At 34.6% G+C, this 22,066-nt stretch carries 17 protein-coding genes and 1 tRNA gene; 8 read left to right on the top strand and 10 right to left on the bottom strand.

Going from position 1 to position 22,066, the window contains the following annotated elements:
- Window positions 1-46: 46 nt before the first annotated feature.
- The 6 genes from Q0951_RS15825 (at window position 47) to Q0951_RS15800 (ending at window position 4,117) form a co-directional block, all read left to right on the top strand.
- Window positions 47-1,246 (top strand): response regulator, encoded by a 1,200-nt coding sequence (locus Q0951_RS15825; protein ID WP_299338955.1) that lies wholly within the window; start codon window positions 47-49, stop codon window positions 1,244-1,246.
- Between the two features lie 12 nt (window positions 1,247-1,258).
- Window positions 1,259-1,765: a family 2 glycosyl transferase gene (locus Q0951_RS15820; RefSeq protein ID WP_299338951.1), complete on the top strand. Its 507-nt coding sequence runs from the start codon at window positions 1,259-1,261 to the stop codon at window positions 1,763-1,765.
- Window positions 1,762-2,736, top strand: coding sequence for a type I phosphomannose isomerase catalytic subunit (locus Q0951_RS15815; protein WP_299338948.1), 975 nt, complete (start codon window positions 1,762-1,764; stop codon window positions 2,734-2,736). Before Q0951_RS15820 ends, Q0951_RS15815 begins: the two co-directional genes overlap by 4 nt.
- 77 nt (window positions 2,737-2,813) lie before the next feature.
- Window positions 2,814-3,392 carry a PhnA domain-containing protein gene (locus Q0951_RS15810; protein WP_299338946.1) on the top strand — a complete coding sequence of 193 codons (579 nt, stop codon included), beginning with the start codon at window positions 2,814-2,816 and terminating at the stop codon, window positions 3,390-3,392.
- A 6-nt stretch (window positions 3,393-3,398) separates the two neighbouring features.
- Window positions 3,399-3,656 (top strand): DUF1272 domain-containing protein, encoded by a 258-nt coding sequence (locus Q0951_RS15805; RefSeq protein ID WP_299338943.1) that lies wholly within the window; start codon window positions 3,399-3,401, stop codon window positions 3,654-3,656.
- 182 nt (window positions 3,657-3,838) lie between these two features.
- Window positions 3,839-4,117 carry an STAS domain-containing protein gene (locus Q0951_RS15800; RefSeq protein WP_299338941.1) on the top strand — a complete coding sequence of 93 codons (279 nt, stop codon included), beginning with the start codon at window positions 3,839-3,841 and terminating at the stop codon, window positions 4,115-4,117.
- Here Q0951_RS15800 and Q0951_RS15795 read toward each other — a convergent pair whose 3' ends face one another.
- From Q0951_RS15795 to Q0951_RS15775, 5 genes are all read right to left on the bottom strand, one after another.
- Window positions 4,118-4,588 carry a nuclear transport factor 2 family protein gene (locus Q0951_RS15795; RefSeq protein ID WP_299338938.1) on the bottom strand — a complete coding sequence of 157 codons (471 nt, stop codon included), beginning with the start codon at window positions 4,586-4,588 and terminating at the stop codon, window positions 4,118-4,120.
- 44 nt (window positions 4,589-4,632) lie between these two features.
- Window positions 4,633-5,733, bottom strand: a complete 1,101-nt coding sequence (locus Q0951_RS15790) for a DUF4407 domain-containing protein (protein ID WP_299338936.1) — start codon at window positions 5,731-5,733, stop codon at window positions 4,633-4,635.
- 134 nt (window positions 5,734-5,867) lie between these two features.
- Window positions 5,868-6,680 carry a hypothetical protein gene (locus Q0951_RS15785; protein ID WP_299338933.1) on the bottom strand — a complete coding sequence of 271 codons (813 nt, stop codon included), beginning with the start codon at window positions 6,678-6,680 and terminating at the stop codon, window positions 5,868-5,870.
- Window positions 6,681-6,821: 141 nt separating this feature from the next.
- A complete protein-coding gene (locus Q0951_RS15780; RefSeq protein WP_299338930.1) occupies window positions 6,822-9,401 on the bottom strand; it encodes a M56 family metallopeptidase in 2,580 nt (859 codons plus the stop codon).
- Between the two features lie 2 nt (window positions 9,402-9,403).
- A complete protein-coding gene (locus Q0951_RS15775; protein WP_299338928.1) occupies window positions 9,404-9,769 on the bottom strand; it encodes a BlaI/MecI/CopY family transcriptional regulator in 366 nt (121 codons plus the stop codon).
- Between the two features lie 127 nt (window positions 9,770-9,896).
- Here Q0951_RS15775 and Q0951_RS15770 point away from each other — a divergent pair, with 127 nt between their 5' ends.
- Complete coding sequence (locus Q0951_RS15770) at window positions 9,897-11,291, top strand: M28 family peptidase (protein ID WP_299338926.1); 1,395 nt, start codon at window positions 9,897-9,899, stop codon at window positions 11,289-11,291.
- 57 nt (window positions 11,292-11,348) lie between these two features.
- On the opposite strand, the gene Q0951_RS15765 is transcribed toward Q0951_RS15770, so the two are convergent.
- A complete protein-coding gene (locus tag Q0951_RS15765; RefSeq protein ID WP_299338924.1) occupies window positions 11,349-12,740 on the bottom strand; it encodes a dipeptidase in 1,392 nt (463 codons plus the stop codon).
- A gap of 108 nt (window positions 12,741-12,848) precedes the next feature.
- Here Q0951_RS15765 and Q0951_RS15760 point away from each other — a divergent pair.
- Window positions 12,849-12,930, top strand: a tRNA-Leu gene (locus Q0951_RS15760).
- A 120-nt stretch (window positions 12,931-13,050) separates the two neighbouring features.
- On the opposite strand, the gene Q0951_RS15755 is transcribed toward Q0951_RS15760, so the two are convergent.
- From Q0951_RS15755 to Q0951_RS15740, 4 genes are all read right to left on the bottom strand, one after another.
- Complete coding sequence (locus Q0951_RS15755; protein ID WP_299338922.1) at window positions 13,051-15,978, bottom strand: alpha-amylase family glycosyl hydrolase; 2,928 nt, start codon at window positions 15,976-15,978, stop codon at window positions 13,051-13,053.
- A gap of 85 nt (window positions 15,979-16,063) precedes the next feature.
- Window positions 16,064-17,254, bottom strand: coding sequence for a SusE domain-containing protein (locus tag Q0951_RS15750; protein ID WP_299338919.1), 1,191 nt, complete (start codon window positions 17,252-17,254; stop codon window positions 16,064-16,066).
- A 12-nt stretch (window positions 17,255-17,266) separates the two neighbouring features.
- Window positions 17,267-18,865: a RagB/SusD family nutrient uptake outer membrane protein gene (locus Q0951_RS15745; RefSeq protein ID WP_299338918.1), complete on the bottom strand. Its 1,599-nt coding sequence runs from the start codon at window positions 18,863-18,865 to the stop codon at window positions 17,267-17,269.
- Between the two features lie 34 nt (window positions 18,866-18,899).
- Window positions 18,900-21,803 (bottom strand): TonB-dependent receptor, encoded by a 2,904-nt coding sequence (locus Q0951_RS15740; protein WP_299338915.1) that lies wholly within the window; start codon window positions 21,801-21,803, stop codon window positions 18,900-18,902.
- Window positions 21,804-22,066 lie beyond the last annotated feature (263 nt).

Below are 22,066 nucleotides of genomic sequence, written 5' to 3'. Positions count from 1 at the left end.
TCAATCAGGCTAATTTTGGATTCACAAAACGTATAAAAACAGTACTATGAAAATTTTAGCAATAGACGATCAACAGCTTGTTTTACTGCCTTTACAAAAACGACTGGTAGAATTAGGGTATGAAGTAAAGATTGAAACAAATTCTATTAAAGGATTAAAATTATTTGATGCTTTCAAGCCCGATTTAGTAATTGTAGATATAAACATGCCTGATATTTCTGGCATTGATATCATTAAACATATAAAGAATTCAAGTTCAACTCCAACTTCTATTATGGTATTGTCTGGGAACACTCAAGATGATATTATTACTCAAGGATTTGAATTAGGAATTGATGATTACATGAAAAAGCCGTTAAGCCTCAATGAAATATGTGCTCGTGTGAGACGTCTTATAGGAACTCCAACGTCATCAGTAAAACTAACGGAGGATAATTCTAATGTAATCATACAACAACGTTGTGTTGGTGTTGTCATTCCGTGTTACAATGAAGAAGAACGATTGCTAAGTAAAGAGTTTATCGATTATATAGATAAAAATACGGGGTATCATTTGTGTTTTGTTAACGACGGAAGTAAAGACAATACTTTGGAGGTTTTACACACGCTACAAAAAGGAAGAGAAGATTTTATAACTGTTTATAATTGTGAACAAAATGGTGGTAAAGCAGAGGCTGTTAGATTAGGAATGCTTCATATGGCAGCAAAAGAAGACCTGGATTATATTGGCTTTTTAGATGCAGATCTTTCAACAGACTTAGCTGATTTTGATGATTTAGTGAAGGTTATCGAACAATCTGATTTTAAAATAGTAAGCGGTTCAAGAATAGCGAGAATGGGTGCAAATATCACTAAAGAATCTGCAAGAAAAATAATAAGTCTAACCATCAACTTTTTCATAAGAAAAATACTATCCATGGATTTTAAAGACACCCAGTGCGGAGCAAAGATTTTTCATAAAGATGTGATTCATATTGCATTTCACAAAGCATTTGTCACACAATGGATTTTTGATGTTGAAATTTTTAAACGCATGACACATTATTATGGTTTGGAAAAGGCGAGATCAATCATTTGTGAGCAACCTTTGAAGCGTTGGATTCATGCAGATGGTTCAAAATTATCTCTAAAAGACTCTGTCAAGATAATTGGACAACTTGCTCAAATTGCTTGGGTATACAGAAACAAAAAAGGGACTAAATCTAATAATGCATCTCTAAATACTTTAGAGATGATTTCAAACTAAATTCAACATCATATGAAAACAGGAATAATCCTCATATTCCATAACTATGAAAAGCATATCAATAAGGAGGTATTTATTACGCATGCAAACCAATTTGATAATATCATGTTGTGTCTTGTTAATAATGATAGTAAAGACAATACCTACAATGTTTTGAAAGAAATTAAAACAGCTTGTGACAATGTCTCTGTGGTAAATATTAAGAAATTTAAATCAGATGCTGCAGCGGTAAGAGCTGGAGCGCGATTTTTGAATAGTACATGTAAATTAGACCATATTGGATATGTTAACACCAATATATTAAGCTTAAAAGCGAACACATTAGAAATGGTTCTTAAACTGATTAAGCAGAAGCAATATGCAATTATTGAGTATCGTGTTAAGCTATTATCGGCTAAGTCTATTAAGCAAACCCTCTTTAAAAAATTATTTCCGATTCTCGATTGTATTACAAAAATTGAATTAGAAAATCAACATTCTGATTCTTTTCATAACCCTAAAAAAATAATAGTAAAATGATTCTATACCCAATAAAATTTCAGCCCATTTTAAAAGAAAAAATCTGGGGAGGACATAAATTAAATACCATTTTAAACAAGGGAAAACACCAAGGTAATATTGGTGAAAGCTGGGAGTTGTCTGATGTTGAGGGAAATATATCTCAAGTTCAGAATGGTCCTTATCAAGGAAGTAATCTCAAAGCTTTGCTCCAAAATCATAAAGAACAACTTTTAGGTGCTCAAAATTTTGAAATTTACGGAACAAATTTTCCGTTATTGATCAAGTTCCTGGACGCTCATACCGATTTGTCAGTGCAAGTTCATCCTGATAATGACATGGCAGCTGCCTATCATAATTCCTTTGGGAAAACCGAAATGTGGTACATTATGGATAGTGATGCTGATGCTAATATTATTCTGGGTTTAAAAGATGAAACTACAAATACTGAAATTCTAGATCATATTGACATCAACAACGTGGATCATGTTTTTAATAGAACAAAAGTAAATAGAGGTGATAGTTATTTTATTCCTGCAGGAAAGATCCATGCGATAGGAGCTGGTGTGCTTGCTGCGGAAATTCAGCAAACTTCAGACATCACCTACAGAGTTTACGATTGGGACAGAGTAGACGATATGGGATGTAAAAGAGAATTACATACGGAGCTAGCAAAAAAAGCTACTAAGCATTTTGATCTAGATGACAACTACAAATTGCAATATAATTCTGATACTAAGAGTTCAAGTAATCTAGTGAAATGCGAATATTTTACAACCAATCTATTACATTCAAATAGCTCTCAAACATTAGACTATTCTCAACTGGATTCATTTGTTATACTAATGTGTGTTGAAGGATCAGTACAAATAACATTGAATGAGTACACTGAATCAATAAAAATGGGAGAAACCCTGTTAATTCCAGCAGCTGCCAATCACATCATATTAAATTCTCAAAATGCCAAACTCCTCGAAGTTTATATAGATTAATTAATAGCAATAAAATCTTTACACGCTATTACCAATTCACAATTCATATATTTGTTTACCTAAACTAAACAATCAATATGAGCGTATTGCAAACTCTAAAAGACAGAAGCAATTCCACTTGCGAATTATGTACATCTAATCAGGAATTACAACAGTACACAATACCACCATCATTAAATGAAAACGTCGCAAATGATGTATTAGTTTGCAGTACATGTTTAGACCAAATTGAGGGTAAAACAGATATGGACTCTAATCATTGGAGATGTCTCAATGACAGTATGTGGAGTGAACATGTTCCTGTACAAATTATGGCCTGGAGAATGTTACAACGACTACGAAATGAAGGTTGGCCTCAAGATCTATTGGGTATGATGTATCTTGATGATGAGGCCTTGGCTTTGGCAAGAGCTACAGGAGAACATGAAGACGAATCGGCTAAAATCATACATCGCGATTCAAATGGTGTTATTTTAGAAGCTGGAGATTCTGTGGTTTTGATCAAAGACCTTAAAGTAAAAGGATCAAGTATGGTTGCTAAGCAAGGAACTGCTGTGAGAAACATTCGCTTAGACCATGAAAATGCAGAGTATATTGAAGGTAAGGTTGACGGACAACACATTGTAATCATAACTCAATATGTTAAAAAGCTTTAATGATTTATGTTAGATATCAGACCAACCTGTGAACACTGTAATAAATCATTGCCATTTGATTCAAAAGAGGCAATGATTTGTACATTTGAGTGCACCTTCTGTAAAGATTGTGTTGAGGTATTACAGGAGGTTTGCCCTAATTGTGGAGGCGGTTTTACACCAAGACCAATCAGACCAAAAGCGTTATTAAAAAAATACCCAGTCTCTATCAAAGTGATTTATAAGCCTGTAGATCTGGAAAAACACTACGAAAACTTAGAGTAGTGCTAAGGTAAATGGTTTATAATGTGCTGTTTATCGGGTAAAGGCGTCCATTTGTAATCTAAAACCAGCCAATTATACATTTAATCGAAAATATAATAGAAACCCTAATTTATTTTAGATATTTATATCATAATAATATTGATTAATAGCAAACAAGACTATAAACCTTAAATCGTATTGTTATGAACTTAGAAATTACTCAAGCCAATAACTTTTTTAAAGTTAAAGGGTCTCTGGATAGACACAACATTCATGTGTTTAAAAAGCAATTTAGAAACATCTTCGAAAAAGCGAATGTAATTACCGTAAGCATAGAAAACTTAACCAGTATTGACCGATATGGTGTTAGTGCTATTGCACAATTACATAACGAAGCATTGGTTAAGAACAAACGCTTGTCAATTATCGGACTAGGGCATAGCAACCTTTATAATCATTTCAAATCGGAAGAAGCTGCTTAATTAGCAAGACATATCAGCAACTATTTTCCATTGTCCATTTATCTTTTTAAAGATGATCATAAATACACCATTTGCATCACCTACTGATCGTTTTAAATGGTATTCGCCCATCACCCAGTAGCTGTCATTCTCAATTTTAGAAATATCATTGATGATAAAATTTAGTGTACCACTTTCAGCTTGAGTAGGATAACCTTTTTTATAGTTTTCTAAAGTCTTATTCCATCCAAGAGTGAGGCCGTTTGCACCATAAAATTTTAGCTGCTCACTTTTCCAGTAGCCCTCCATAAAGCCTTCTAAGTCATGTTTGTTCCATGCAAGTTCCTGAGCTTCCATAACCAATCTTATACCAGCTTCGGCAGTATTCTTATCACTTTGATGCACTTCGGAAGTTTCTGTTGTTACATCTGCTTTGATGCTAATACAACTTAAACACAAAGCAGAGATTAATATGATGCATACGTATTTCATAAGATCGAGTTTTAAAAATTCAATCTAAATGTACTAACTATTCTTTAAAGCGCATTTTTTTGGTGTTTAAAAAAGGCATCAGCTTGAAGTTGCATGAGTTCGCGAGCTTTTTTACGTTTGTAGGTATATAACTCATCTTCATCGGCAATATCGTTATAGATCTTGTTATTTAAAGTTTGATCAGTTTGTAATAGAATTTTACGTTCGTTTACTTTTTGCTCAACCCATGTTTTAACAGCGGTTTCAGCATCTTCTAATTTATAATCATACTCGCCTTTTGGAGATAATAATTTTGCAAAGATAGGAGAGGTTTCCACTGCCAGAAACAATAATAAAATAAAGAATGATGGTAGCCAAGGTAGCTCACTAAGGGCGTTTACACGAGCCATTAATCCATCAAAACCGTCGATAATGGGTTGAGAAGTACTCACCTGTGTTTCGTAATCTGATTTGAGTTTAGCAATTTGAGTTTCAGTAGCAGAAATCTTAGCCTTGTTATCCGCTTTTAGTTGTTGTAATTCTGCCAAAGCAGCATCATGTTTTTCACGCTTTTCTTTATATACAGGGCCTTTTCCGAGTAATTGAGTGCCAGCTGTACCCTCAGCCTCAGAAATATAAATATCATAAAGAGCATTCACTTCAGCTTCTTTAGTAACTATCTCAGATTGTAGCGTTGTAATATTATTTTCTAGGGCTTCAACATTTGGTGTGTACTGTGCTGCAATTTGATTCTGATTGGCCAGAGTGAGATCATTTTTTTGCTCCAATAATACCTGATTAATTTCCTTTTCAAAGATTTTAAGCTCCAATGGTTTTGAAATGACCACAGCAATGATAACTGCAAGGATAAGTCTTGGTGTCGCCTGGATAATTTCGTCAATAATATTGTTTCTTTTCTTAATCGTTGATACAATAAAACGATCTAGATTAAATATCAATAAACCCCAAACAAAGCCAAATCCTATAGAAGCATAAAGATTATCAAATACTGTGTATAAGGCATAACTACAGGCGATAAAAGCCATAACAGCTGTGAAAAACACAGTAGCACCAATACCTGCAAATTTGTTTTGTTCGCCTATAGCACAACTATCGAGAATATCTGTATCAGAGCCTGAACAGATGATGAAGAATTTTTTTAACATGATGATTTGTTTTTTGATTGATTGACTATTAGAACGCAAAGCCAGTAGTTTTGTTACATTATTTAACAGAAAAAGACCTTTTAGTTTAGTATTCCTAAAAGGTCTGATGGGTTGTGAGGATTATAAATCTATATCTAGTTAGAGTTGCAATATTGGATATTAGTATATTCACCACTAACAAACATATCTGTATGTTCTCTAATAACAAATTCTGAAAGACCGACGTTTGAAGGGTTCTCAGGACTCCAATCATAAGTATAACCTAACTGAGTCCATGGGTAACCATATTCATCAAATATGGAATCGGTACAATCTCTGTATTGAAAAGCTCTAGTAGTATTGAACCAGTTTCTATATTCATTACTTACATTTTCTGGTAAATTCAAACCAGTGGTACTATCATTGGTTTCATTATCTGGAGCAGGTCTGAACATGTCTTCGGGTTTTACCCAAAGTTCAAGGAAAAAGGTTTCAACTGTAAAAGGTTGTAAGCCTAATAGCTGCCTCAAACGCATATTTGGATCTTTTTGCGTTTTATAAAATTTTCTACAGCTATCCTGGATTATTGGCGCCGCAGTTACCCAAATAACTCGTGATTCATTATTAAACTTTCCTTTCTTTGGATACCATTTTGGATCTAGTTTCCAGGACACCATTTTTAAATAGCGTTCTCCATTGATAATGGTATCTATAAGATTTTTATCAGTTTCAAGATTAATAAGATTATGACTAATTTCACTAGGTTCTGGATTAAGAGCATCTAGCATTGCAGCTTTGAATAATTTCTCAAGATGAGGTACACTATCTTTTATGATAGGTAGCATTCCTGTGTTATTAGATTTTTCTTTTGTCTTTGCTTGCTTACACATGGTGAGATTGACCGCCAAGCATAATAAAAAGAGTAAAGATAAAATGATACGCACTCTTGGCTGTTGTGATGATTTCATTGTAGAACAAGAATTGGTTGTTATTCAAAAATAACTTCTTGCACGAGACATTTATAGATACAAAACACCTAAAACGTAAATCAGGTAAAAATACGTGTAAAAAAAGCCTCAATTGTTGAGGCTCTTTTGCATATGATGTGATTATTTTTTTATTGAAACTACAACGGGAGGAAGTTTTAAGCCGTTAGTACTTTTGATATCAAAAAATTGAACACTACTTCCTTCCGGAATATCTTTGACATAAGATTTAGATGTATCATTTAAAGAATTTCCAGAAATTGATACTGTTCGTTTACCAGGAACTTTGAATTTAAAACTCTGAATTTTCAATTTATCCATGGTCAAATTCAAGTTATTGAATTCATTTCTAGGTAGTGAAAGTTGACCATTTACAGGTGTTTTTCCATTGATCATCACTACTAATTCATCAGTACCCTTTACACCAACTAAATGTCCTTTTTCAGTAATGTAAACTAACGGTCTCTTGTTATTCATTGATTGAGTACTTATGTCTACAAGTCCACCTTTTCTTTTTACAATTGAAATAGCTTTGTCTGAAGTAATTTCTTTGTCATTATAAAAGAATTTTGCGTCCTTTTTTGCCATATCGATTATATGATCCAATGGAGATTTAGGAGGCGGAGGAGGAGGTGGAAGATTTGATGTACCTGTGTTTGAATTTGCTTTTAATACTTTATCGTAATGGGTTTTTAAAGATTGTTCTCTACTAGCTTGAGTTTTTTTCTTCCCCTCAGGTGCCAAATTTCCAGGAATTGGCGGAGGAGGTGGAGGTGGAATACCAGCTGAATTTTTCTTTTGCTCATCTGTCATTGCATGGTAAATACTAATGTAATATTTATAATTATCAGAAGTAATTCTATTATAAGTCCCATCCGAATTCTTAAGACCCTTTACCCAATTGTTATAGGTTTTTATTAAGCTTTCGCTCACTTTTCCTTTGTGTATTGGTGGTGGAGGTGGTGGCGGTGGAGGAGGAAAACTTGGCCATGGTTCTGATGCTTTCTTTTGAGTTTCTGTCATTATACTGTAAATAGCTTTGTATTTTTTCACTTCTTTTACCTTTATTATAGGATATTCGTTAACATCGCTATTTGCCTTTGCTTTAGCCATTTTCTGATTAATTGCCTTTGCCCAACTGTTGTATGCTACAACTTGTGCTTTACTTGCGCCTTCTTGATAAACTTTCTTTGCAGGAGGTGGTGGTGGCGGTTTTAGTTTATGTTTTTTTAGCTCCTCTTTGGAGAATGACTCATATAATCTTAGAGAGCGATCTTTAAGTATTAATAGTTCTGAATGATTCATCTGTTCACCTTTTATATAGCGTTGGATAGCTTCAGAATAGGTTTTAGTTGCTGCTTTGTATTCATTAATTTTTGATTCTTGATAGGAGGTTTTAAATCCTTCTTTAGTATATAGGCTCAACTGATTTGGCTGCGGAAAGTCCTCATTACGTGCATTCTTATGAACAAAGCTGTTTACATAGTGTGCGATATCATCAACAGAATAGGAGTTTAATTTGGCATTTGGAATCTTGACACCATCAAGCCAAATAGCATATTCGTTTTCATTTTTCCATGACTCAAATTGATTTACTGAAGGTATTATAGCTTTAGTTTTTGACAAATCTATACCAGGAATTTTTGGATATGGTTCAACAGAAGCCTTTTGTTCATCAGACATTAAATTGTAGATAGTTACACATCTTTCATATTTGGAAAAGTTCAGTTTTTGAGTTGTAATAAAATCAATGATAAAATCATTATACTCTTTCATTAATGCTTCTGAAACACCTTCAGATGTACGGTTTAAGAGTGAGGAGGTGTCAGTGTTTTTCTTTACTACCTGCTTTCTTTCAGTAAAGCTGTAAAATAAAATGGCCAATATAGGCAGAATGAGTAAACTCTTTACCCAAATGGATTGTTTTGATGTTTTTGTTTTCATAACTGTAAATCGTTTTTTGATGGATGAATAATTGATGGCGTTAGCCAATTGTTGATCTGATGCTTTAGAAGAGAAAGCTAATATGATATTTTGATAGGCAGATGGTTGTATACCCATTTCAAGTACAGCCTGATCAGCTAGAAATTCGTGATTGAGTTTTATCTCTTTCCTTAGTAAGTATATTAATGGATTAAACCAGAATACAATTTGAAGTAATTCAAGAAGAAGGATGTCAATACTATGCTTTTGTTTGGCGTGGGTTTGTTCATGTAGCAATACCTCCCTTGGAATATCGTTATTTTCAAATTTATGTCGGTTTAAAAAGATATAGCTAAAAAAGGTATGAGGAACTTTTAAATGAGATACCAAAACATTTATAAAACTATCTGATTTATACTTGGGATTATTTTTTATTCTGGATACAATTTGATAAAGATTATAGCAAAACTTAAAAAGAAAAACAATCACACCCAGCCCATAAAGACTCCACAATATAATAGAAGTGTAATGTATAGAACTGACTTGTGAAGTGTCTTCTTTGAGGTCAACATTGGCTATGGGTTCAAGAAATCCAATGTCTGTAGCCACAGGCTCTATATACTCTATGAATGTTAAAGACGGAATAAGAAACGCAATTAAGAGCGCGCCTAGAAGGTAAAATCTTTTAAACTTATGTATACTGGTGTTTTCTAAAAATAGCTTGTAGAATACCATAAGTATCGCCAAACAAACACTAAATTTTAAGAGGTAAACTGCCATGGTTATTTATTTTTAATTTCATTATCAATCAAAGCCTTTAAGTCTTCCAGCTCTTCTTTGGTCAGATCAGTTTCTTTCGTGAAAAAAGAGGCGAATTGAGAAGCACTATCATTAAAAAACGTCTTTATCAAGGCATTTACATGCTTTGAGAAATAGTCTTTTTTCTTAACTAAGGGATAATATTCCCGAGATTTTCCGTAGAGTTTGTAGGCAACAAAACCTTTATCGATCATCCGTTTTAATAGTGTTGCAACAGTTGTTGTGGCAGGTTTAGGATCAGGATAAATCTCTAGTATATCTTTCATAAAAGCTTTTTCAAGCTTCCATAGATACTGCATGAGTTGTTCTTCTGTTTTTGATAATTGCATTGCTCTACGTTTTTAGAATATGTTCTACAAATGTAGAATAAAAAATTGAATTTGCAAACAGACAGACTATCTATTTTACTAAAATCACTTATCTTTGATAAAAAGTTAAAAGAAAAAAGTGCCCACAATGAAGACAATTACTACTACTTTGATATGCCTTTTATTTTGTTCTGTATGCTCATATGGACAAACGATACAAGACATAATTGACCAGGTTGATTCTAATAGACTAAATCTTTTCTTAAGCGAATTTTCCGGAGAACAAATGACAACAGTCGATGGGAATAATGTCACGATTTTAAATAGAGAAGAAGATAATAATGATTTAGCAGCAGATTATCTGATTGAACAGTTTGAGGCTTTAGATAATATTACGATTACAGATCAATCGTTTAATACCAATGGTCGAAATATTATTGCAACCCAATTAGGGAAGACGAACCCAAATAATATCTATATTGTCTGTGCTCACTACGATACAGTAGCCGATTTTTGTGCAGATGATAATGCTACAGGTACTGGTGCAGTTTTGGAGATTGCTAGAATTTTATCTACCCAATGTTTAGACAATACCATTATTTATGCTTTATGGGATGAGGAAGAAATCGGCCTACGCGGTTCTTCATTTTATGCAGATCAGGCTGCAGCAAATGGGGATAACATACTTGGTGTTTTGAATATGGATATGATGGGTTATGATGGTGATGCTCCTGGTCAGCCTGGTGATAATGAGTTTGATATTGATTATAGAAATATAGCTGGTTCTGTTGCCATGAAAAACGACCTTTTAAATGTTTTAGGTGATTATACCTTCGACTTAAGTGTTGTTGAGGTAAATCCAGGAACAACTGCCAGTGATCATGCTAGTTTTTGGTTCGCTGGAACGTTTCCTAATGATGCTTTTTCTGCAGTTTTGGTGGGAGAATCCTGGGAAACTAATGATGAAACACCTTTCTATCACAGTCCTGGCGATCGTTTGTTAACACTTGATCTTCAATATTATACCGAAATGGTAAAGTTTGTTGCTGCTTACATGGCAACTAAAGGTAGTCTGGTAGCTGTAGATAATACGGTTACTCAAACGTTGACTACATTAACATCCAATCAAGCTTCAGCATCTTACCAATGGTATGACTGTGATACTGGTAGTCCTATTTCCGGAGCAACAAACCAATCTTATATACCATCAGCTAATGGTAATTATGCAGTTGAAGTTACATCAGGAACATGTACAGAGCGCAGTGAATGCCTGCTTTTTGATACACTTGGCTTAGAATCGTTTCAGGAAGGAGAAGTAAATGTATTTCCTAATCCTGTAAAAACCAATCTTAACATAGAAATACATAATGATGTTCAGGATTTAGAGATTTTACTATATGATCTTTCAGGAAAATTACTATTAGAGAGAAGTTCATCCGATACGCTTACAACATTAAATGTTAAAGCGCTACCTCAAGGCATTTATTTTCTCAATGTAAAATCCTCAGAAAAAAATGGAACATATAAAATTGTAAAGGAGTAAAACTTTAGAAAAAATATAAGAAAAGCCACCATCTTTTTTGACTGGTGGCTTTTTTTATTAGGCTTTATTGAGCTCTACAAAATATTTATAGAATAGTGGAATGGTTTCAATTCCTTTAAAATAATTCCAAACTCCAAAATGTTCATTAGGCGAATGAATAGCATCACTGTTTAGCCCAAATCCCATTAAAATGGTTTTACTCTTAAGTTCTTGTTCGAACAGAGCTACAATGGGGATACTGCCTCCACTTCTTTGAGGAATAGGCTTTCTTCCGAAGGTATCCTCATAAGCTTTTGAAGCAGCTTGATAACCAATACTGTCAATTGGTGTCACATATCCTTGTCCGCCATGATGTGGTTTTACCTTTACTTTAACTCCAGCAGGAGCAATGCTCTCAAAATGTGTCTTGAACAATTCTGTAATTTCTTCCCAATCCTGATGAGGAACTAGTCGCATTGATATTTTAGCAAAGGCCTGACTGGCAATAACGGTTTTAGCACCTTCACCAATATAACCTCCCCAAATACCATTTACATCTAATGTAGGTCTTATGGAGTTACGCTCATTAGTTGAATACCCTTTTTCACCATATACCGCATCAATATCTAAAGCTTTTTTATAATCATCAAGTGAGAATGGTGCTTTGGCCATTTCTTGTCGTTCAGCTTCGGAAAGTTTCTCTACCTTATCATAAAAGCCAGGAATTGTAATATGGTTATTCTCGTCATGTAACGAGGCAATCATCTTAGTAAGGATATTTATCGGATTAGCTACAGCACCTCCATAAAGCCCTGAATGCAGATCTCTATTAGGTCCAGTGACTTCAACTTCCACATAGCTTAATCCGCGAAGTCCAGTTGTGATTGATGGTACATCCTGAGCTATCATCCCTGTATCTGAAATAAGAATGACATCATTTTTAAGCTTTTCCTGATTGTTTTTCACAAATGTTGAAAGGTTGACGCTGCCTACTTCTTCTTCACCTTCAATCATAAATTTAACATTACATGGAAGTTGATCTGTTGAGGTCATGAATTCCATAGCTTTCACATGCATATACATTTGGCCTTTATCATCACAAGCACCTCTGGCAAAGATTGCGCCTTCAGGATGAATCTCTGTTTTTTTAATTACAGGCTCATAAGGCGGTGAGTCCCATAACTCAATTGGATCTGCTGGTTGCACATCATAGTGCCCATAAACAAGAACTGTTGGAAGGTTGGTGTCTATTATTTTTTCACCATATACAATAGGATATCCATCAGTTTCACATATTTCAACATGATCACAACCTGCTTTCTCAAGACTGGATTTAATAACTTCAGCAGTTTTTATTACATCATCTTTATAGGCAGAATCTGCACTCACTGAGGGTATTTTGAGTAAGTCGATAAGCTCATTTAAGAATCGGTCTTTGTTTTCTTCAATATAGGATTTGATATGTTGCATGAGTGTCTGTTTTTTATACGCTTTCAAAAGTACAAAAATGAGTGCTATTTTTTCGAAATAAAGTTATTTGAATATTCAAACTATTGTTTATATTTGCAGTCCTTATTTGCGGGCGTGGTGGAATTGGTAGACACGCTAGACTTAGGATCTAGTGCCGCGAGGTGTGCGAGTTCGAGTCTCGCCGCCCGCACGATTTAAGTAAAAGCTAACTTTAACGAGTTGGCTTTTTTGTTTTAATGATAGATATAAAAAACCTCCTTGAGATTTCAAGGAGGTTTTCAGGCTAATTCAAATCACTAATTAATCTATATTAAAGTTTAATAAGCTTCGAAGTTAAAGTTTGACCATTACTATTTTCAATTTTAACCAGATAAATACTCTGTGTTAAGTTTGAAATATCATAAGTGTCATTTTCAGTAAAATCTCCATTAAAAGACTTCACTAATTTACCTGTAATATCAAATATTTGTAAACTATTTAGCGCTTTATTAGTTTTAAATGATGTATTTACAGGGTTTGGATAAATACTGAATGAATTATTAATTTCAAAGTCATCAGTACTTAATGTTGATGGCTGATTGCCAAAAATTCTAAATTGACCAGGAGCTATAGTTACTGTAGAAGCACTATAAGTTGTGTTTCCGGTTTCATCCATTAGGTCATACCAATTACCTGCAATTGGAAATGATGTATTTACAGTTTGTGAAACCACATCAAAGTTTGCAAGTACAATCACATTTCTCAATTCGGTAACTGGAATTGAGGTATCAAAAATATCAATACGTTGTACAAGCGTTGATGCTCCACTATTGTTATTAAAGGTATAATCACCTTCAAAAACAGGTTCGTTTATTTTCAAAAGATTAAGTCTGGCCCAATCATCATAAATTTGTCGTCTTAAAGGATCTCCTAACCAATTTTCTGTCCATTGTGGTTGTGGTTTTGTGTCCAGTTTACAATCTGGATTGTTAACACTTCCGTTAGGACAAGTAAATATAGAATTATCCATTCCTAAAGCACCAAAATGCCAAATCATTTTAGGACCAGGTACAGTTAGGCTTACTGCTCCTAATGCAGACATTCTAGACAACGCTGTATCTAAGTCTCTAACATTATGAGATGGTGTAGATTGATTTCCAAAGGTTACATTTTTGTACATCAAACGTTCTTCATCGTGACTTTCTGGATAGCCCATAACACGAGGACCGTTAAACTGCGCACGTGATTTATGACCTACACCTTCTATATTAGCTGTGAAACCCATTGTTAATTCATTGTAAGGATCTGTCATTTTTCCCCACATCATGATGCCTTTACCTTCACCTAAGCGATAGTTTGCCCATTCTTTTTCTTCATTTTGCGAACCTAAATGCTCGAAAATCACATAGTGATCTGGGTCTAATGACCATGAATAATCTGCATATTCTTTAAGAATATCAATTCTATCCTGCTGATAGGCATTTGTACATCCTTCATTACTTCCACTACAGTTTTGAGTAAATCCTTTAGTTAAATCCCAACGAATACCATCAATTTTAAACTCCTCAATCCAATGTTTTAACACACGTTTTACGTAGTCATTGGTAATTGGGTTTGTCGTATCATTATTGCTGGCACCAGGATCATTAGGTTCTTCTTCTGTATGACTAAAATCAGACCCTACATTATAGCTGTGTTGTGGTGTTTGGTTAAAATACGGATTCTCACTACTTGGACCACCCCATCCATCATTATCAGGATCATCCATCCACATACGAACCATCGGACTTCTTCCAAAGGCGTGATTTATAGCTAAATCAAGAATAACAGCAATACCATTTTGATGACAGAGATCAATGAACTCTTTGAACTTGTCTTCTGTTCCGTAGTATTTGTCCAAAGCCATGTGAAATGAGGTATTGTATCCCCAACTTTCATTACCTTCAAACTCCATAACAGGCATAAGTTGAATGGCATTAACATTAAGATTTTTGAAATAATCAATTCTATCGATTAAATCTTGATAGTTTCTATTGGCATCAAAATCTCTAACTAACACTTCATATACAATCAAGTCTTCTTCTTTTGGTTTCTGAAAATTTGTGACTTGCCAATTGTAAGGTGTTTGTCCAGTTTGCAAAACAGTTACTTCACGTTCTTGACCAGCAGGATAAGCTGGTAAGTTTGGATACGTATTTATAGGAATAAAAGGATCGTCAAAAGGCGATAATACTAATGTAGAATATGGATCAGCAGTTTTTACCAGAGCAGGAGAGTCGGCAATTGGATTTAAATCAAATACCCAATATTGATAAGTCTCAATCTGTCCAGGAGTCAATCCTGTTAATTCTAACCAATATTTGCCAGTTGCTGGATCTCGTTTCATGACATCAGCAGATGTTGGCGAGTAATTATTAAAACTACCAGCTACCTGGATGTATTCCTTTTTTGGTGCATTAAGCACAAGTGTAGCTTTTGTGGCATCAGCACTATAATTAATACCATCTTCAACACCAGTAGGTAGCGCTTGCTCTGTTACACTTCCTACCACAAATACTTCAAAAGAAGCTTCTCCAGTTTCAGAAGAGCCTTGAGGTGAACCAACAAAGGTATATTCAGCATATTCAGTAATGTTGGTTATAGTCGCATTACAATTAGGAAATCCGCAGTTGCCAGTAATGATAGGTGTGATCTCGTCATTCTTATAAATCTCATAAGACCCTTGAACTGTTGTAGATCCTTGAAATAGAATTGTAGCACTCACACTCAGGTTATCTCCAGAATTTAGAACAACAGTAGGACTTGAAGGTTGTGATAAATTTATAGATACACTACCAACCGCAAAAATAAAGTCGTTACAGCCATTAGCTTTCAATTCCTGAGTTCCGTCTTCATTTCTGAAAACTATTCCAATTTGGGTTGCTGCATCAGCTTCTGCCTGACTAAGTCCGTAATAAGATTGTGGTGTTATGGTTATACTGTAGGTACCATCTCCATTGTTAGTCATTTGACCAACACCATCATCTTGTCCCCAGTTTCCGATAACACTAAATCCAAACGCGTTAGAATTATCTCCAATTCCTGAATGCATATATACAGCTCCAGGATTACTGATACCATTACAATCAGAATCAGAACTATTGATATCAACAGTTATGGTAACAGGTTCGTCAACTTCAATTGCACCAACATTTAATGAGACCTGTGCGTTCAAAAAAGCAGTGCACATGAGCAATAAAAAACATAATTTTCTTTTCATAGTTTTTATTTTAAAAAAAAGGCCATGTTGATATGACATAGCCTTTTTTAGTTAACTTATATAATTATCATCAAAAGAGAATCTATTATTCTAAAGTTATAGTTTTAGCAACAGTGTCTATGGTTAACAAGTATGTTCCTGTTGTTCCGATAAAAGCAAAGTTTGAATCATCATCCATTGCATTTACTAAGTTAGAGTCAAATGTATAACCTTCATCTTCATAGAAAGGATAGTTACGTCCAGAACCCCAGTCTGTATTTACAGTAAAGAATCTAAAGTTGTTATCTGCACCACCATTATTTTGTAGTGCTACATTAGCAGTGTAAACACCATCACTAGAACATAGGATTTGTACTGGAGTGTCCCAAGACCATCCTGCATCAGTTAAACCAGCACCAACGCCATATAGTAAATCAAACTCACAAGAACCAGTAGCCTGAGGCGCATCTAATGTGATTGTTTTAGCGTTAGTATCAATTTCTAAATAATAAAGACCTGTAGTACCAACAAATCCAAAGTTTGAATCGTCATCCATTGCATTTTCAAATCCAGAATCTATAGTATATCCAGCATCTGCATAGAAAGGGAAGTTACGTCCAGAACCCCAATCTGTATTTACAGTAAAGAATCTGAAATTATTCATTGGATCATCACCACCCATATTTTGGAAGGCAACATTTCCACCGTACACTCCGTTTTCAACGCATGGTAATGCAACTGGAGTGTCCCAAGACCATCCTGCATCTACAACACCAGCACCAACTAAGTATAATTGCTCAAATTCACAAACAGCAGCAGCAGCTTCACCTTCAGGAAGCACTACTGTTAAAGCTTGTGCAGGAGAGAATGTTTCTAATCCGCCTGTACCTGCAAAAGCACGTAATCTAAATGATACTGATCCTGTATTAGGAGCTTCAGTATCTGGATCGTTGTCAAGACCTGCTAGAGCAGCAAATCCTAACATATCTCCAACAGTTACTGCAATTTCGTTAGCAGTTGTAGAACCAACAGCCTCAGCATCACTAAAGTCACCAGCAATCGATCTTTGTAATTCGAAAGTGAAGTTTGTAGGAACACCTGCATCAGGAGAATTCCATGTAAAACGTTCAGCTAAATTTCCTGCAGTAGCAGGTGTTAATATGTACTCACCCTGAAAAGAGTTAGAGAATTGTAATTCAGATTCACTTGCAACGAAAACTACATCGTCTTCAGTTTCGCAAGAGTTAAAGCCTAATAAGGCTATAAATAATAAGGTTAAAAATTTAATATTTTTCATGTTGTTTGATGTTTAGTATCCTTCGTTTTGTTGTAAATTAGTATTAATTCCAAGGTCTGTAGCTGGAATAGGCATTACGTCTCTGTAAGCATCGGTAGTTACACCTTGCTGAACGTTACCTTTCCATTGCCATACACCTTGATCTGAAAATTGACCAAATCTAATCAAGTCAGTTCTTCTATGTCCTTCCCAATATAATTCGCGAGCTCTTTCATCGAGAATGAAATCAAGAGTGATATCAGATTCATTGATGTTTCCACTAGTATCGCCGTAAGCTCTCTCTCTTAACTCATTGATGTAGTCTCTCGCATTAGAAAGCGTTCCTCCACCACCTCTAAGAGAAGCTTCAGCATACATTAAGTAAGCATCTGCTAATCTAAACATAGGGAAGTCAGTATCAGGATGATCACCAGTAGCATCAGATCCTTGAACACCGTTAACATCTACGTTTCTATATTTTTCAATAGCGAAACCGTTATTGAAAGGTGATGTATCATCGATATCTTTTTGTTGTCCATCTGTGTAGAACATTGCTCTACCATCGGCAGAATTTTCTTCTCCAGGGAATAATTCAACAAAAGTTGGAGTCGTTCTTATTCCAAACCATCCACCATTGATACCAAACTCTGCTGGATCCATAGAACCTCCTACAGGTGCATGAACTAAGAATGTCATACCACCAAAGGATTGTGTGTTTAAACCATCAAATGTGATAGGGAAAATTACTTCCTCTTGTGCTCCGTTAGAATCATTATCAGCTAAGAATAATTGGAAATATTCATTACTTGGAATTGTATAACCAGCATTAATTACATTAGTAGTATATGTAATAACATCAGTATATCTAGGAGATCCAGTATACACTTCTGCATTGATATACAATTTTGATAATAACATCCAAACAGCTGCCTGATCTGCACGACCATACTCATTTTGTCTGGCTGCAACGATATCATCTTCAATATCTAATAATTCACTTTCAATGTAGTTGAATAGATCTGCACGTTGAATCTGTTGTGGTAAGAAAGCTCCAATTGGATCTTCTTCAGTAACAAAAGGAACATTAGCAAATAAATCCATTGCATGCCAATAACTAAGTGCTCTCATGAAACGAGCTTCAGCTCTGTAATCTTGGATTTCTGCTCTTAAATCTGCATCAACACCTCTTCCATCTAATTTAGAACTTGTTGTCTGACGTAAAAATTCATTTGTCAATGCTATTTGGTAGAAAATTCTACTATACATCGTTCTTATAAATTCATTACCAGCAGTCCATGTTTGTCCGTGTAAATCTTTAATAGTTCCATCATTCCAACCGATAATTGCTTCGTCAGTTGTTAGTTCTTGCATTTTCCAATACAATCTAAGGTAGTTGGAAAATCCTTCGTCTAAACCTGCTAAATCTGGATTACCAGCAGGACCATCTTGTCCACTTAGAGAGATTCCAGCATATAATTTTGCAAGGAACTGCTTGTAAGCTGCAGGATCTTCAAAGGCTGCATCTGCAGTAAGACGATTGTCTTCAGGTTGTAAATCTAAATCGCTTGCACAGGACTGTACGAACAGTATCACTGTGAAGGCAATAAAGATATTTTTAACTGTTTTCATCATAGCTTTAAATATTTATTAGTTTTCATCATTTTTTTTAAAAAGTAAGATTCAATCCTAATACATACGTACGTGGTCTAGGATAGAAATTATTATCAATACCATTTTGAATTTCAGGATCAAGACCATCATACTCAGTAATAACAAACAAGTTATTTCCAGTTAATGAAGCTCTTAGTGTAGCCTTTTCAAAAGGTATAGTGTAGCCTATAGATATGTTATCTAATCTTACAAAATCAGCTCTCTGAATGTATAAATCAGAGAATAAGTTTTGATTTTGGAAGTTTGTGTCTAGTACACTTGCATGAGCGTTTGGATAGAAATTACCAGGTGCAGCTGTTACTGTTCCAGTATTACCTCTGTCTGATGCTGTGTTATTGTATACATAGTTACCAAAGCTTCCTCTAAACGTAAAGTTAAAGTCAAAATTCTTGTATCTAAGGTTACTAGTAAAACCTGCAAATGCATCTGGATTACCTTTTTTGTAGGCTTGTCTATCAGCTTCTGTAATTTGGTTATCACCATTTACATCCACATAGGCCCCTTCAATTGGGTTTCCGTTATCGTCATATACTTGTCTGAATACAAAGAATGTTGATGGATCTAATCCTGGTCTCCATAATTGTATGTTGTTACCAACACCACCTGAAATACCTCCAGTTGGGATGAAGAACTCATCATCACCACTTAAATTAAGTTTTGTGATTTCGATTTCTTGAAGTGTCACATTGAATCCAAGGTTCCATTCAAAATCTTCCGATTTAAATACATCACCATTAAGACTAAACTCAAGACCTTTACTTGTTATTGAACCAACATTAGTAGTTAATAAATCTGAAAGGTTAGAACCTGCAGCTGTTGGAATTGTTGCTAAAAGGTCATCAGTTTCTCTGTAGTATCCATCAATAGTACCTGTAAGTCTATCTTCAAATAGACCAAAGTCTAATGCAACATTATATTGAGTTGTTTTTTCCCAGGTTAAGTTCTCGTCAAACTCTTCTGGTCTAAGTGTATTTACGAAGATTGGACTTCCATCAGGATTTGTTCCAATTTGCACGCTTGCATCATTACGACCCGGAGAATATACTCCTAAATAACCGTAGTTATTATTAATTTCATTCTGACCTGTTTTTCCCCAACCAGCTCTTAACTTTAAGTTAGAGAAGAATGAATCGGCCATGAAATCTTCATTGATAATTTTCCAACCAACAGAAGCTCCTGGGAAATTACCCCAACGGCCATCAGGATTAAATCTAGATGATCCATCACGTCTATAACTTAATGATACAAGATACTTATCAGCAATATCAAAGCTTGCTCTTGCAAAGTAAGATTCTAAACTATTTCTATTGATAACTGTCGGACGCATGGTTAAGGTACCATTATCTGTTTCATTTCTATCTGATCTGATATAAAATTCTTGATAAGCGTGACCTGCAGTTAAATCCACAAGTGTATTAAGCGATTCTAATTCTTTTTTGTAGTTGAAGTAGAAATCTAAAGAGGTATTTCTGTTTAAACCAGTGTAGAAGTTTTGGTAAGCAAAACTATCTGGGTTAGTTGGAACAGCTGGATTGAATTGTTTTCCGTCTAATTCAGAATAATCAAAACCTGCGTTTAAATTGAACTTTAATTCTTTTAAGAACCAGAACTTGTAGTCAATATTGAAATTGGTAATGTTTCTTTTGTTTTGAGCTCTATTATCAAAGTTCTCTAATCGGTATAATGGGTTTAGAGGCGCTAAGTTTTCTCCAAAATACTGGAAAAAACTACCATCATCATTATATACAGGTTGAGTTGGATCGAATGTTACAGCCTCACCAATAGCAGCTCTATCGGCAAACTTATTCTCATCAATACTTGTATTTGAGGTTAATGATAATTTAAGATCATTATCTAAGAAACGGTGAACTAAAGCTAAGTTCAAATTATTACGCTCATATAAATCTCCAGTAAGTACACCTTCCTGAGAAGCGTGGTTGAAATTTGCTCTGAAGTTAAAGTTCTCATAACCTTTAGAAACCGTCAAGTTATGAATTGCTCCAATTGCAGTTTGATAAATTTCATCTTGCCAATCTGTACTCGTGTTACCTGTTAAATCAGGATTAAATCCTGGAGCAGTTTCTGCTATAGCTCTGTGTTGTGATGCATTTAATACATCAACGAAATCAGATACTTGTTGTACAGATGCTTTAAGATCATATTCAAAAGTTAACGGACTGTTTCTTTTACCTTTTTTAGTGGTAATTAAGATAACACCGTTTGAGGCTCTAGAACCATAGATTGCAGTAGCCGATGCATCTTTTAAAACAACAAAGTCTTCAATGTCATTCGGGTTGATAGCATTTAATGCACCTCTCACACCTTGGACACCTCTTTGATCTAATGGTAAACCATCTACAACAATTAAAGGATCACTATTTGCAGATAATGATGCACCACCACGAATTCTAATTTGAGAACCTTCACCAGGAGCACCACCAGCAGAAGTTACTCTTACACCAGCAGATTTACCAGCAATTAATTGTTCTGGCGAGACGATAGCCCCTTTGTTAAACTCTTCATCAGATACTTTGTCAACTGCACCTGTAGCATCTTGCTTTCGAGTAGAACCATAACCAATTAAAACAACTTCGTCTAATTGGCTAGTATCCTGAGCTAAGGCTACATTTAATGGTGATTGACCAGTGTAAGTGATTTCTTTAGTGGTATATCCTAAATAAGAATAAACTAGGATATCCCCTTGATTGACTGATATTGTATAATTACCATCAAAATCAGTCGAAGCTCCAGTAGTAGTCCCTTTAACAAGAATATTTACACCTGGTAGCGGTAATGCGTTAGCTTCATCTGTTACTGTACCTGAGATTTTGGTTTGACCAAAAAATGTTGCAGGTATTAAGAAAGTCAGTAATAGTAAGCTATTCAAAAATGTTTTCATAAAATATTTTTAAAGTTAATTGCTTAGTTATTTGTTTATATTTTCACTTCTAGGGTTAAATTTATGTAAAATTTAGGTAAATTTTAACATTCGCTATTCCTATTAATTTGCGAAAACGTTTTCGTGTTAAAAACTTTTTAAATTTTAACAATAATCAGCAAATCCAAGCCTTAAATTATCAACTTTATTCTAAAATAGTATCTTTAATATCAAATTCGAATACTAAAAATAAATATATTTAAATAAAAAAATCAATTATTGTT

The sequence above is a fragment of the uncultured Psychroserpens sp. genome, assembly GCF_947501425.1.
Taxonomy (GTDB): Bacteria; Bacteroidota; Bacteroidia; order Flavobacteriales; family Flavobacteriaceae; genus Psychroserpens.
Note: the sequence above shows the minus strand (reverse complement) of the source record. Positions and strands in the feature narration are given on the sequence as shown.

Excerpts from the sequence above, each read along its gene's own strand:
- Q0951_RS15825 (WP_299338955.1), top strand. The coding sequence starts at position 47 with ATGAAAATTTTAGCAATAGACGATCAACAGCTTGTTTTACTGCCTTTA.
- Q0951_RS15820 (WP_299338951.1), top strand. The coding sequence starts at position 1,259 with ATGAAAACAGGAATAATCCTCATATTCCATAACTATGAAAAGCATATC.
- Q0951_RS15815 (WP_299338948.1), top strand. The coding sequence starts at position 1,762 with ATGATTCTATACCCAATAAAATTTCAGCCCATTTTAAAAGAAAAAATC.
- Q0951_RS15810 (WP_299338946.1), top strand. The coding sequence starts at position 2,814 with ATGAGCGTATTGCAAACTCTAAAAGACAGAAGCAATTCCACTTGCGAA.
- Q0951_RS15805 (WP_299338943.1), top strand. The coding sequence starts at position 3,399 with ATGTTAGATATCAGACCAACCTGTGAACACTGTAATAAATCATTGCCA.
- Q0951_RS15800 (WP_299338941.1), top strand. The coding sequence starts at position 3,839 with ATGAACTTAGAAATTACTCAAGCCAATAACTTTTTTAAAGTTAAAGGG.
- Q0951_RS15795 (WP_299338938.1), bottom strand. The coding sequence starts at position 4,588 with ATGAAATACGTATGCATCATATTAATCTCTGCTTTGTGTTTAAGTTGT.
- Q0951_RS15790 (WP_299338936.1), bottom strand. The coding sequence starts at position 5,733 with ATGTTAAAAAAATTCTTCATCATCTGTTCAGGCTCTGATACAGATATT.
- Q0951_RS15785 (WP_299338933.1), bottom strand. The coding sequence starts at position 6,680 with ATGAAATCATCACAACAGCCAAGAGTGCGTATCATTTTATCTTTACTC.
- Q0951_RS15780 (WP_299338930.1), bottom strand. The coding sequence starts at position 9,401 with ATGGCAGTTTACCTCTTAAAATTTAGTGTTTGTTTGGCGATACTTATG.
- Q0951_RS15775 (WP_299338928.1), bottom strand. The coding sequence starts at position 9,769 with ATGCAATTATCAAAAACAGAAGAACAACTCATGCAGTATCTATGGAAG.
- Q0951_RS15770 (WP_299338926.1), top strand. The coding sequence starts at position 9,897 with ATGAAGACAATTACTACTACTTTGATATGCCTTTTATTTTGTTCTGTA.
- Q0951_RS15765 (WP_299338924.1), bottom strand. The coding sequence starts at position 12,740 with ATGCAACATATCAAATCCTATATTGAAGAAAACAAAGACCGATTCTTA.
- Q0951_RS15755 (WP_299338922.1), bottom strand. The coding sequence starts at position 15,978 with ATGAAAAGAAAATTATGTTTTTTATTGCTCATGTGCACTGCTTTTTTG.
- Q0951_RS15750 (WP_299338919.1), bottom strand. The coding sequence starts at position 17,254 with ATGAAAAATATTAAATTTTTAACCTTATTATTTATAGCCTTATTAGGC.
- Q0951_RS15745 (WP_299338918.1), bottom strand. The coding sequence starts at position 18,865 with ATGATGAAAACAGTTAAAAATATCTTTATTGCCTTCACAGTGATACTG.
- Q0951_RS15740 (WP_299338915.1), bottom strand. The coding sequence starts at position 21,803 with ATGAAAACATTTTTGAATAGCTTACTATTACTGACTTTCTTAATACCT.